Source organism: Pseudomonas cichorii (assembly GCF_019719005.1).
GTDB classification, from domain to species: Bacteria; Pseudomonadota; Gammaproteobacteria; order Pseudomonadales; family Pseudomonadaceae; genus Aquipseudomonas; species Aquipseudomonas cichorii_E.
Genome location: NZ_JAIGPJ010000007.1, coordinates 103,632 through 116,591 on the forward strand (window position 1 = coordinate 103,632; position 12,960 = coordinate 116,591).

The window sequence follows — 12,960 nt, forward strand, 5'->3', positions numbered from 1 at the left end:
TGAGCGCCTGACGCGACATTTTTCTGCTTTTGCGTAGAATTGCCAGCACTGTCTGGCATGGATGCGTTAACCGGATCCATGTCACAGGAGCGCTCATGTTGACTGGTCACTACACGCCCTCACTGGTCTTCATCTCCATATTCGTTGCGATCCTTGCTTCGTATACCGCTCTCGATCTGGCTGGCCGCATTGCTTCGGCCAAAGGCCGTGCCGTTTACATATGGATGGGCGGCGGAGCTTTTGCCATGGGCATCGGCATCTGCTCCATGCACTTTATCGGGATGCTGGCTTTCCAGTTGCCCATCGAGGTGGGTTTCGACATCTCTCTGACCCTGTGGTCACTGCTGATTGCAATGGTGTCTTCGGGGATTGCCTTGTGGCTGGTCAATCAGCCGCAATTACCCTTGTCGCACCTTGCGCTTGGTGCCTTGTTCATGGGTGGCGGCATCAGTGCCATGCATTACACCGGCATGGCTGCGATGAGTATGCAGCCCGGCATCGAATACGACCCCTTTCTGTTCATGTTGTCCTTGTTGATTGCCGTGCTGGCTTCGGCGGCTGCCATCTGGATTGCTTTCCGTTTGCGCAACCGGACTTCCAATGTGTTTCTGGTCCGTGCCGGGGCTGCGGTGGTCATGGGCATGGCCATCGTGGGCATGCACTACACCGGCATGGCGGCGGCCAGTTTTCCCGAAGGCAGCTTCTGCGGGGCCCTGGGCAACGGGCTCAAAACCGACGGCCTGGACAAGCTGGTGCTGGTTACCAGCCTGGCGGTACTGACCATTGTGCTCCTGACCTCGATCCTCGATGCCCGTCTGGAAGCCCGCACCGCTGTGCTGGCCAATTCGCTGCTGGAAGCCAACCGTGAACTGACTCACCTGGCCCTGCATGACAGCCTGACCAGCCTGCCGAACCGTGTATTGCTGGCGGATCGTATCGAGCAGGCCATGAAGAAGGCGAACGACAGTGGCGGCTGTTTTGCGCTGATGTTCATGGATCTGGATGGCTTCAAACCGGTAAACGATGCGTTTGGTCATCATGTCGGCGATCAGCTATTGCGTCAGGTCGCGTTGCGCTTGCGTGAAAACCTGCACCGCCATGACACCCTGGCGCGTATCGGTGGCGATGAGTTCGTGCTGCTGATGGAGTTGCAGGATGCCGAAGATGCATTGGCCGTGGCTTCCCGCCAGGTGAATGTGATTGCCCAACCGTTCGATATTGCCGGACACACTCTGCAGATTTCGGTCAGCATCGGGATCTGCATGTACCCGGGCAATGGCCAGACCCTGCATGAACTGCTGATGAACGCCGACGCAGCGATGTATCACGCCAAGGCGGCCGGCAAGAACGGTTACAGCTTCTTCGAGTCGTCGATGAACGCCAATGCCCGCAACCAGATGCAAGTCCTGCAAGACTTGCGCACAGCCATCCGGCACAAGCATTTCTGCCTGCACTACCAGCCCAAGTTCGATGCGGTCACCAACACGCCTGTCGGGGCTGAAGCCTTGCTGCGCTGGAATCACCCGGAGCAGGGCATGCTCGGGCCGGACACGTTCATCGAGCTGGCGGAAAAGACCGGCCTGATTATCCCGATTGGCGAATGGGTGCTGGATGAAGCCTGTCGCCAGATGAGCGAGTGGTATGCCCAGGGCTACACCCATTGGCGCATTGCGGTGAACCTGTCGGCCTTGCAGTTCTGTCATGCCGGGCTGGTGACGACGGTCGCCAATACCTTGTCCAGACACCGGCTCGCGCCCAACTGCCTGACCCTGGAAATTACCGAAACCACGGCCATGAGCAATGCCGAGGTCACCATGCAGGTCTTGCAGAAGCTCTCGGCCATGGGCGTCGATATTTCCATTGACGATTTCGGCACCGGTTATTCCAGCCTGATGTACCTCAAGCATCTGCCAGCCAATGAAATCAAGATTGACCGTGGTTTCGTCCGTGACCTGGACCATGACCTCGATGATGCCGCCATCGTTTCGGCCATTGTTGCCGAAGGCGTTGAAAACAGTGTCCAGCAGAGCTTTCTTACCAACCTGGGTTGCAATGCCTTGCAGGGCTATCTGCTGGGGATTCCATTACCTGCGCAACAATTCATGAGCCATATCCAGTCGATCGAGGAGGACTCATCGCCGAGGCTGAATGGAGCGATGGCTGAAATACAGGATGGCGTTCATGTCAAAACGCTGGCAGGATCGATTCTGCATGCGAGCGCCGTGGGTCCGCTAGGCTCTGTGTGAGCAACGGATCCCTGGCGATCCCTGGCCCCTGAAAAACCCACGAGAGACATTCATGGATAAAGTCCTCCTCATTACCGGCGGCTCCCGCGGGATCGGTGCTGCCACTGCGCTTCTGGCTGCTTCACACGGTTATCGCATCTGTATCAATTACCTGTCCGACCATGCTTCTGCCGAAAAAATATGCACCCGAGTCCGGGAATTGGGCGCGCAGGCCATCACGGTACAGGCCGATGTCAGTAACGAAGACGAAATCATTCGTCTCTATGCGCGTATCGATTCAGAGTTGGGGCCTGTTACTCATCTGGTCAACAACGCGGGGACCATCGCCCATACCTCGCGGCTGGACGACATGTCCGAGTTCCGTATGCTCAAGATCATGATGACCAATGTGGTCGGCCCGATGCTGTGCAGCAAACACGCCTTGTTGCGCATGTCGCCGCGCCATGGCGGCAACGGTGGCAGCATCGTAAACGTGACCTCGGCTGCCGCCCGACTGGGAGCGCCGGGGGAATATATCGATTACGCCGCCTCCAAGGGCGCGCTGGATACGTTCACCATCGGTTTATCCAAGGAGGTCGCAGGCGAGGGGATTCGGGTCAATGCGGTAAGACCGGGCTTTATCTTCACCGACTTTCATGCCCTGAGTGGCGATCCGTTTCGGGTCAGCAAGCTCGAAGGCGACATCCCCATGTGTCGGGGCGGAAAAGCCGAAGAGGTGGCCGAAACCATCGTCTGGCTGCTGTCGGACCATGCTTCATACGTGACCGGCACTTTTATTGACGCAGCGGGCGGGCGCTGAGGCTCAATTGTCCAGCAACGAACGAATGATCCGCCCCAGGGTTTCCATGGCCTTTTCGCAGGCCGTGGTCCAGGGGCTGCCGTAGTTCAGGCGAATGCAGTTGCCAAAGCGTCGGGTTGGCGAAAAGATCGGCCCCGGCGCAATACTGATCCCCTGTGCCAACGCCACCTGGAAGACTTTCAGCGAGTCGAGCGGCTCCGGCAGTTCAACCCACAGAAAATAACCGCCCACCGGCTGACTGACCCTGGTCTGTGCCGGGAAGTATCGACCGATGGCTCCCAGCATTGCTCGCTGTTGATCTTCCAGTGCATAGCGCAATTTGCGCAGATGCCGGTCGTAACCACCGTGTTGCAGATAGTCCGCAATGGCGGCCTGAGCGGGCATCGAAGCACACAGGGAGGTCATCAGTTTCAGGCGTTCGATTTTCTTCGCGTAGCGGCCAGCCGCCACCCAGCCGATCCGATAGCCTGGCGCCAGGCTTTTGGAAAACGAACCGCAATGCATGACCAGCCCATCGGTATCGAAGGCTTTGGCCGGTTTCGGGGCCTGAGGACCATAGTACAGCTCGGCGTAGGCATCATCCTCGATCAACGGCACCTGATGCTCGCGCAGCAATTCCACCAATTCACGTTTGCGCGCTTCAGGGACCAGAGCGCCGGTCGGGTTCTGGAAAGTGGTCATGCACCAGCAGACTTTGATGGGATGGCGTTCCAGAGCCTGTTTCAAAACGCCCAGATCGATACCTTCACGGGGATGTGTCGGAATCTCCACCGCTTTGAGTTTCAGGCGCTCCAGCACTTGCAGGCAGGCGTAAAACGCCGGTGCTTCGATGGCCACCAGATCACCCGGCTCGGTGACGGCTTGCAGGCACAAATTCAGGGCTTCCAGTGCGCCGTTGGTAATCAGCAATTCCTCCATGGGCAACACCAGGCCGTTGACCATGTAGCGCAAGGCGATCTGGCGACGCAGTTGCGGATTGCCCGGCGACATGTCGGTGACCACCATGCGCGGGTCCATGTCACGGCTGGCGCTGGCCAGCGAACGGGAAAGGCGCGGCAGCGGAAACAGCATCGGACTGGGGAAGGCCGAGCCAAAGGGCACGGTATTGGGGTCCTTGATGGAGTCCAGCACTGAAAACACCAGCTCACTGACATCCACCTCGGTGGATTCATTGACCTGCGTGCTGACCTGGGGCTCGCTGAACGGCTTGGGAGCATTGCCGACAATGCTGTTGACGAAATACCCGGAGCGAGCGCGCGCCCGAATCAACCCGCGACGCTCCAGCAGGTAATAGGCCTGGAACACGGTGGAAGGGCTGATGCCATGAGTCTGGCTCGCATAACGCACCGAAGGCACCCGCTGGTCCGGCCCCAGCACACCACTGCGAATCAACTCGGCTACATCGTCGGCATACTTCTCGTAACGCTTCATGGCATCACCATTGATCAAGTGGCCTGACTATAGAGGCGAGACTGTTTGCAGAACAGATGCAGGTTCAGGATGAAAAAGCAGATCAGTCAAGGCATGCATGTCACCTTTGGGAGGGGCCTTGGCCGCGACAGTTGATGCGCGTCAAAACTCTCAGACATTCATGCCCTGCACATTGATTCGGGTCAGGGTTCTACGGTCATTGCGGCAAGTCATCTATCAGGATAACGGGCGGCTCCTGAGGTGGCGGATCACCTGCCGGCGGCTGGATTACAGGCGGCAGGGTCGGTGGCGGCTCCTCGGCGGGCGGCGGCACGGGCAGGGTAGGGTTATCGATATTCGGGTCCGGTGTTTCGGCGGGGATTGGGATATTCATGGGTTTCACCTTGATACCAGATAAGTGGCGTTCGTGATGTTGGACCGCCGAGTCCGCTGTGGAATTCAGACTGTTTTGGTTTGGGATGACTACGCACATCTATCTCCATGTCGTCTCTCAACCGTAATCCTGCACGCTTGACATACCTCCCCAAAAAAGCCGACAAACGGTCGTCCAGGTTTTGCTTCCCATGGTCAGTCAGGCGTCATGCGCTGTGGCATGGCCCAGCCCTGAGCTAACAGATTCGTCTACGCTGAGGCTCGTTCTCAAACTTTTTGAACTTTGCCTGTACCAGCGGCTCGGAAAACCATGCGACAGATTCAGGCGAATCAGGACCGTCTTTTCCTGTGCGCACCGCATCGATACAAAACCTTTTTCTGCATGGATTGCACAGGAGCGTCCCAGGGGCGTGAGGAGTGATGCTCGATGAATGTGACTGCTGATCAGCCATACGGCCCGGATTCCCTGGCCTCTGATGTTCCACACCCAACCCGTCCCTTGACCCTGACCCACGCCCTGCAATTGCCGCGTATCGTGATCGAAGACACCATGCCGGTGATCGATGGCGGTTTGTTTGCCGTGAAAGGCATCGTGGGGCAGAAGGTCACGGTGACCAGCAAGGTGTTTGCTGACGGGCACGACAAGCTGGCGGTACGTGTCTGTTGGCGGGCCGATGGTGAAGAGAACTGGCAGGACGCTTTGCTGCGTGACCTGGGCAATGACAGCTGGATTGGTGAGTTCACCCCGACATCTGTCGACCGTTACGTGTTTCGCCTGGAAGCCTGGATCGATCAGTACGCCAGCTATCGCTACGAACTGGAGAAAAAGTTCGCAGCCGGTGTGCCTATCGAGCTGGAGCTTGAGGAAGGGCGCCTGCATCTGCTGCATGCGGCCGAACGCACTCAAGGAGCCTTGCGCCAGCAGATCGAAAGTGTTCTCGAACGTCTCGGCCAGATAGACGCCGATGGCCGTGTCGCATTGCTCTTGCACAGTGAAACCTCGGCCTTGATGGTCCAGGCGGACAACCGTGCGTTTCTGAGCCGCAGTATCGAGTTCCCGCTGGATGTGGAGCGCCAGCTGGCACAGTTCGCCAGTTGGTATGAGTTGTTTCCCCGCTCGATCACCGATGACCCGGCGCGGCATGGCACCTTCAATGATGTGCACTCGCGCTTGCCGATGATTCGGGACATGGGCTTCGATGTGCTGTACTTCCCGCCGATTCATCCCATCGGCCGCGCGCACCGCAAAGGCCCCAACAACTCGCTGACCGCTGGCCCGAACGATCCCGGCAGCCCCTATGCCATTGGCAGTGAAGACGGCGGTCATGAGGCAATTCATCCGCAATTGGGTACCCTTGAGGATTTTCGCAATCTGGTTGCGGCGGCTGCAGAACATGGCCTGGAAATCGCTCTGGATTTCGCCATTCAGTGTTCTCAGGATCATCCTTGGCTCAAGCAGCATCCGGGCTGGTTCTCCTGGCGGCCGGACGGCACCATCCGTTATGCGGAAAACCCGCCGAAGAAATATCAGGACATCGTCAACGTCGATTTCTATGCCGCCGATGCGATTCCCAGCCTGTGGCTGGAGTTGCGGGATATCGTGCTGGGCTGGGTCGAGGAGGGCGTGAAGATCTTTCGGGTCGACAACCCGCACACCAAGCCGCTGCCGTTCTGGCAGTGGATGATCGGCGACATTCGCAGCCAGCATCCCGATGTGATGTTTCTGGCCGAGGCTTTTACCAAGCCTGCGATGATGGCGCGGCTGGGCAAGGTCGGTTACTCCCAGAGCTACACCTATTTCACCTGGCGCAACACCAAGGCCGAGCTGTCCGAGTACCTGACCCAGCTCAACCAGCCGCCTTTGCGCAATTGCTATCGTCCCAACTTCTTCGTCAATACGCCGGACATCAACCCGTACTTCCTCCATGAGTCGGGGCGTGCAGGTTTTCTGATCCGTGCTGCGCTGGCAACCATGGGCTCGGGCCTTTGGGGTATGTATTCGGGCTTCGAGCTGTGCGAGTCGGCCCCGATTCCCGGCAAGGAGGAATACCTGGATTCCGAGAAGTATGAGATCCGGGTCCGGGACTTCACGGCACCGGGCAATATCATTGCCGAGATCGCCCAGCTCAACCGCATTCGCAGGCAGAACCCGGCGTTGCATACCCATCTGGGCCTGAAGCTTTATGCGGCCTGGAACGACAATATTCTGTATTTCGGCAAGCGCTCGGATGATGGCAGCAACTTCATTCTGGTCGCGGTCAGCCTCGATCCGTTCAATGCCCAGGAGGCGCACTTCGAGTTACCTCTATGGGACATGGGCCTGCCCGATGATGCTGCAACTTCGGGCGAGGACCTGATGACCGGGCATCGCTGGACCTGGTACGGCAAGATTCAGTGGATGCGGATCGACCCTTCGTATCAGCCCTTTGGCATCTGGCGCATACAGGCCGCGAATTGAAGAGGCAGCAGTCCGTCATGGCGAAGAAGAAAGCTACTAACGCCACATTCATCAACGACCCGCTCTGGTACAAGGACGCGGTGATCTATCAGGTTCACGTCAAGTCGTTCTTCGATTCCAACAATGATGGTATCGGTGACTTTGCCGGCCTGATCGACAAGCTCGATTACATCGCCGAGCTGGGCGTCAACACCATCTGGGTGCTGCCGTTCTATCCCTCGCCACGACGTGACGATGGCTACGACATTTCCGAATACCGTGATGTACACAGTGACTACGGCACCATGGCCGATGCCAAAAGGTTCATTGCCCAGGCCCACAAGCGCGGTTTGCGGGTCATCAGCGAACTGGTCATCAACCACACCTCGGACCAGCATCCGTGGTTCCAGAAGGCGCGGCACTCCAAGCCCGGCTCCAAGGCCCGCGATTTTTATGTGTGGTCCGATACCGACCAGAAGTACGAAGGCACGCGGATCATCTTTCTGGACACGGAAAAGTCCAACTGGACCTGGGACCCGGTGGCCGGCCAGTACTTCTGGCACCGTTTCTACTCCCACCAGCCGGACCTGAACTTCGACAACCCCCAGGTCATGGATGCCGTGCTGGACGTCATGCGCTTCTGGCTGGACCTGGGAGTCGATGGCCTGCGTCTGGATGCCATTCCTTATCTGATCGAACGGGATGGCACCAACAACGAGAACCTGCCCGAGACTCATCAGGTCCTCAAGCGTATCCGCGCCGAGATCGATGCCCATTATCCGGATCGCATGTTGCTGGCCGAAGCCAATCAATGGCCGGAAGACACGCAACTGTATTTCGGTGACACCCATGGCCCCGATGGCGATGAATGCCACATGGCGTTTCACTTCCCGCTGATGCCGCGCATGTACATGGCACTGGCTCAGGAGGATCGTTTCCCGATCACGGACATCCTGCGCCAGACACCGGAAATTCCGGCCAACTGCCAGTGGGCGATCTTTCTGCGCAACCACGATGAGCTGACCCTGGAAATGGTCACCGATCGTGAGCGGGACTATCTGTGGAATTACTACGCCGCTGACAAGCGCGCCCGCATCAACCTGGGCATTCGTCGACGTCTGGCTCCGCTGGTGGAGCGTGACCGTCGCCGGGTCGAGCTGCTCAACAGCATGCTGTTGTCCATGCCGGGTACGCCGACGCTGTATTACGGCGATGAAATCGGCATGGGTGACAACATCTACCTGGGCGATCGCGACGGGGTTCGCACGCCGATGCAGTGGTCCATCGACCGCAATGGCGGTTTCTCCCGGGCCGATCCAGCCAGTCTGGTATTGCCGCCGCTGATGGACCCGCTGTACGGTTATCAGTCGGTCAACGTCGAAAGCCAGGAGAAAGACCCGCACTCCTTGCTGAACTGGAATCGCCGCATGCTGGCCGTACGCAAACAGCAGAAGGCCTTCGGGCGCGGCACCCTGAAAATGCTGTCGCCGTCCAATCGTCGCATCCTGGCCTACATTCGCGAATACACGGGGTCGGATGGACATAACGAGATCATTTTGTGCGTAGCCAACGTGTCCAGTGCCGCCCAGGCCGCCGAGCTTGAGCTGTCGGCCCATGCGGGCACTGTTCCGGTGGAAATGCTCGGCGGCAGTGCATTCCCGCCGATCGGGCAACTGAGTTATCTGCTGACGCTGCCACCTTATGGTTTTTACTGGTTTCTTCTCGCCCCGGAGAATCAAATGCCCAGTTGGCACGTGGAACCTGCGCAAAGCATGCCGGACTTCCCTACGCTGGTACTCAAGAAGCGTCTTGAGGAACTGCTCGACGAGCCGTTGCGCAGCACGATGGAAAACACCTCACTGGCGGTCTACCTGCCCAAGCGCCGCTGGTTTGCGGGCAAGGACAAGGCCATCGACGATGTCCATATCGCTTATGCCGTGCGCTTTGGCGACCCGGCGCATCCGGTCCTGCTCAGTGAAATCGAGGTCACGGCCGGTGGCCAGCCTGAGCGCTATCAACTGCCTTTCGGGCTGCTGGCCGAAGACGACATCAGCAGTGCCTTGCCTCAGCAACTGGCGCTGGCCCGTGTACGACGTGGTCGGCAAGTAGGTCTGATTACCGATGCCTTCACCCTGGAAACCTTTATCCGCGCAGTGATTCAGGGCATGCAGGATCAGACCGTACTGACCAGCAGCGAAGGTGAGTTACGCTTCGAGAACACCTCGGAGCTGGCTCCGCTGGGCCTGAGCGATGAGTCGGAGGTGCGTTACCTGTCCGCCGAGCAGTCCAACAGCTCGGTGGTGGTGGGCAGCAGTCTGGTGCTCAAGCTGATCCGCAAGGTCAGTGCCGGTACTCACCCGGAGCTGGAAATGGGCGCTTACCTGACCAATGCCGGTTACCGGAACATTTCGCCTTTGCTGGGTGCCGTGACCCGAGTCGGCAATGACGGACAACCGCACCTGTTGATGATTGCCCAAGGCTACCTGAGCAATCAGGGCGATGCCTGGGAGTGGACCCAGAACAACCTGGAGCGGGCGGTGCGCGATGCACTGGCGCATGGCGTGTCCGGGCAGGAGCAGCATTACAACGCATTGCTGGAACTGGCGGATTTCTCCCGCTATCTGGGGCAACGGCTGGGAGAAATGCACCAGGTTCTGGCAGCACCCACCGACAACCCGGACTTTGCGGTGCAAGTTACCAGCGTCAAGGACAGCCAGGCGTCGGCGAAAAGCGTCGGCGAACAGCTTGATCGTGCCCTGCAGTTGCTCGATCAACGCAAGGATTCACTGGGTGCCGATGATCAGCAACTGGTCAGCGACCTTATTGCACGGCGCAAGTCCATCCAGAATCATGTGCAGGATCTGGCCAGACGTTCGGTGGGCGGTTTGCGCATGCGTGTCCACGGCGACCTGCACCTGGGCCAGGTATTGGTGGTCAAGGGCGATGCCTACCTGATCGACTTCGAGGGCGAGCCTGCCCGCAGCCTGCCCGAGCGGCGCGCCAAACACAGCCCGTTCAAGGATGTCAGCGGCGTTTTGCGCTCTTTCGACTACGCTGCCGCCATGGCCGTGCGCAGCGCACAGAGCGTGGATACTTCCCAAGAGGCTGGCGTGGCCCGACAGTCTGTGGCAGATACCTATCTGTCTCAGGCCCGCGAGTCTTTTCTGGGCGGTTATCGCAAGGCAACCGCCGGTCTGGCCCATGAATGGAAAGACAAGACAGGGGAGAGCGCAGCGCTGGAATTGTTCACCCTGGAAAAAGCTGCTTATGAAGTGATCTACGAAGCCGAGAATCGTCCGAGTTGGTTGGCCGTGCCTTTGCAAGGCTTGCGTGGGTTGCTGGAATTATCCGATGGAGAAACCAAATGAATTTGCCTGACAAAATCGGCACGGGCCGCCAACCAATGCCCGCAGCCGTCGATATGGATGCGTTGATCCGTGCGGAGCACAGAGATCCCTTTTCCATTCTCGGGCCACATGACGATGGCGCTCACGGGCAGTTCATCCGCGCGTATCTGCCGGGTGCCTTGAGTGTGCGGGTGCTTGCCCAGAATGACGGGCGTGATCTTGGCGAACTGCAGATGAGCGAAGTGCCGGGTTTTTTCGTCGGGCATTTCGAGCAGGCACAGCCATACCTGTTGAAGATCAACTGGGCAGGCGGTGAGCAGGTCACTGAAGATCCCTACAGCTTTGGTCCGTTGTTGGGTGAAATGGACCTCTACCTGTTTGCCGAAGGCAATCATCGCGACCTGAGCAGTTGCCTGGGCGCGCAGATTACCAACGTTGCGGGCATCGATGGCGTGCGCTTTGCGGTCTGGGCACCCAATGCCCGCCGGGTTTCGGTGGTAGGCAACTTCAATAACTGGGACGGACGCCGCCATCCGATGCGCCTGCGTCATCCCTCCGGTGTCTGGGAAGTGTTCGTGCCTCGCTTGCAGGCAGGCGAGGTCTACAAATACGAGATTCTGGGCAGCCAGGGCATTCTGCCTTTGAAGTGCGACCCGGTGGCTCTGGCAACCACCTTGCCGCCCGATACCGCATCAAAGGTCGCCAACCCCCTGCAATTCGACTGGCAGGATCACGACTGGCTGCATTCTCGTGGCGACCGCCACACCCAGGCGGCGCCATTGTCGATCTACGAGCTGCATGCCGGGTCCTGGCAGATGGAGCAGAACGAAGATGGCACCCAATGGCGGCAATACAACTGGCGTGAACTGGCCGACAGGCTGATCCCTTACGTCAAGGAGCTGGGCTTCACCCATATCGAGCTGATGCCGATCATGGAGCATCCATTTGGCGGCTCCTGGGGTTATCAATTGCTGGCGCAATTCGCTCCTACGGCGCGTTATGGCTCGCCCGAGGACTTCGCGTTTTTCGTCAACGCCTGCCATCAGGCCGAGATCGGCGTGATTCTGGACTGGGTACCGGCGCATTTTCCAACCGATACCCATGGCCTGGCCCAGTTCGACGGCACGGCGCTGTATGAATACGGCAACCCGCAGGAAGGCTTCCATCAGGATTGGGACACCCTGATCTACAACCTGGGCCGCACCGAAGTGCATGGCTTCATGCTTGCCTCGGCGCTGCACTGGCTCAAGCACTTCCATATCGATGGTTTGCGGGTGGATGCCGTGGCGTCGATGCTGTATCGCGATTACTCACGCAAGGCTGGCGAGTGGGTGCCGAACCGTTTTGGCGGTCGTGAGAACCTCGAGGCCATCGATTTCCTGCGTCATCTCAACGATGTGGTCGCCATCGAAGCGCCGGGCACCATGGTGATTGCCGAGGAGTCCACGGCCTGGCCGGGCGTGACCCAGAACACCCAGCAGGGCGGTTTGGGGTTCTCCTACAAGTGGAATATGGGCTGGATGCATGACTCGCTGCATTACATGCAGCAAGACCCGATTCATCGCGCCCATCACCATAACGAGCTAAGTTTCGGTCTGGTGTACGCCTGGTCTGAGCGCTTCATCCTGCCCATTTCCCATGATGAAGTGGTTCACGGCAAGCATTCGCTGATCGACAAGATGCCGGGTGATCGCTGGCAGAAATTCGCCAACCTGCGCGCTTACCTGACTTTTATGTGGACGCACCCCGGCAAGAAACTGCTGTTCATGGGCTGCGAATTCGGCCAGTGGCGCGAGTGGAATCACGACGAGCAACTGGACTGGTACCTGCTGCAATACGCCGAGCATATCGGCGTGAAAAAACTGGTATCGGACCTCAATCGCCTTTATCGCCAGGAAAAGGCTCTGCACGAGCGTGATGCCGAGCCGATGGGCTTTCAGTGGCTGATCGGTGACGACGCGGCCAACAGCGTGTTTGCGTGGCTGCGCTGGAGCAAGGAGGGCGAGCCGCTGCTGGTGATCGCCAACATGACCCCGGTGCCTCGTGAGAGTTACCGCGTGGGCGTGCCTTTTGCCGGAACCTGGGTCGAGTTGCTCAACAGTGATGCTGAAACCTATGCCGGGTCGAATCTGGGCAATGGCGGCGGTGTACATACCGAAGACAGCCCGAGCCACGGTATGCCGGCATCGGTTTCATTGAGCCTGCCGCCGCTGGCGGTGTTGGTGCTCAAGCCTAAGGCTGAGGAACAGTGAGCCGTCGCGGCCAAGGCCCCTCCCATGGGGCCTTGGCCGTGACAATCTGGCTGTCAGACCCACTCCCATATCCGCC

6 protein-coding genes and 1 pseudogene are annotated in these 12,960 nt (G+C 58.8%); 5 read left to right on the forward strand and 2 right to left on the reverse strand.

Annotated elements, in window-relative coordinates; all coding sequences use genetic code 11:
- Nucleotides 1–95: 95 nt before the first annotated feature.
- Both K5D32_RS08160 and K5D32_RS08165 read left to right on the forward strand, forming a co-directional pair.
- Nucleotides 96–2,126: pseudogene (locus K5D32_RS08160) on the forward strand (putative bifunctional diguanylate cyclase/phosphodiesterase); the annotation flags it as partial.
- A 172-nt stretch (nt 2,127–2,298) separates the two neighbouring features.
- Complete coding sequence (locus K5D32_RS08165; protein ID WP_221577590.1) at nt 2,299–3,045, forward strand: SDR family oxidoreductase; 747 nt, start codon at nt 2,299–2,301, stop codon at nt 3,043–3,045.
- Nucleotides 3,046–3,048: 3 nt separating this feature from the next.
- On the opposite strand, the gene mapR is transcribed toward K5D32_RS08165, so the two are convergent.
- Together mapR and K5D32_RS08175 are read right to left on the reverse strand one after the other, a co-directional pair.
- On the reverse strand, nt 3,049–4,476 hold the full coding sequence (mapR, locus tag K5D32_RS08170) for a GntR family transcriptional regulator MpaR (RefSeq protein ID WP_221599771.1): 1,428 nt from the start codon (nt 4,474–4,476) through the stop codon (nt 3,049–3,051).
- 196 nt (nt 4,477–4,672) lie between these two features.
- A complete protein-coding gene (locus K5D32_RS08175; RefSeq protein ID WP_221577588.1) occupies nt 4,673–4,849 on the reverse strand; it encodes a hypothetical protein in 177 nt (58 codons plus the stop codon).
- A gap of 426 nt (nt 4,850–5,275) precedes the next feature.
- On the opposite strand from K5D32_RS08175, the gene K5D32_RS08180 reads away from it, so the two are divergent.
- Genes K5D32_RS08180 through glgB form a run of 3 tightly spaced genes read left to right on the forward strand, consistent with a single transcriptional unit; the run spans nt 5,276 to nt 12,884 of the window.
- Nucleotides 5,276–7,306, forward strand: coding sequence for an alpha-1,4-glucan--maltose-1-phosphate maltosyltransferase (locus K5D32_RS08180; protein WP_221599773.1), 2,031 nt, complete (start codon nt 5,276–5,278; stop codon nt 7,304–7,306).
- Between the two features lie 17 nt (nt 7,307–7,323).
- Complete coding sequence (gene treS, locus K5D32_RS08185) at nt 7,324–10,653, forward strand: maltose alpha-D-glucosyltransferase (protein ID WP_221599775.1); 3,330 nt, start codon at nt 7,324–7,326, stop codon at nt 10,651–10,653.
- On the forward strand, nt 10,650–12,884 hold the full coding sequence (glgB, locus tag K5D32_RS08190) for a 1,4-alpha-glucan branching protein GlgB (RefSeq protein WP_221599777.1): 2,235 nt from the start codon (nt 10,650–10,652) through the stop codon (nt 12,882–12,884). Before treS ends, glgB begins: the two co-directional genes overlap by 4 nt.
- Nucleotides 12,885–12,960 lie beyond the last annotated feature (76 nt).

Coding starts and splice junctions, on each gene's coding strand:
- K5D32_RS08165 (WP_221577590.1), top strand. CDS start 2,299: ATGGATAAAGTCCTCCTCATTACCGGCGGCTCCCGCGGGATCGGTGCT.
- mapR (WP_221599771.1), bottom strand. CDS start 4,476: ATGAAGCGTTACGAGAAGTATGCCGACGATGTAGCCGAGTTGATTCGC.
- K5D32_RS08175 (WP_221577588.1), bottom strand. CDS start 4,849: ATGAATATCCCAATCCCCGCCGAAACACCGGACCCGAATATCGATAAC.
- K5D32_RS08180 (WP_221599773.1), top strand. CDS start 5,276: ATGAATGTGACTGCTGATCAGCCATACGGCCCGGATTCCCTGGCCTCT.
- treS (WP_221599775.1), top strand. CDS start 7,324: ATGGCGAAGAAGAAAGCTACTAACGCCACATTCATCAACGACCCGCTC.
- glgB (WP_221599777.1), top strand. CDS start 10,650: ATGAATTTGCCTGACAAAATCGGCACGGGCCGCCAACCAATGCCCGCA.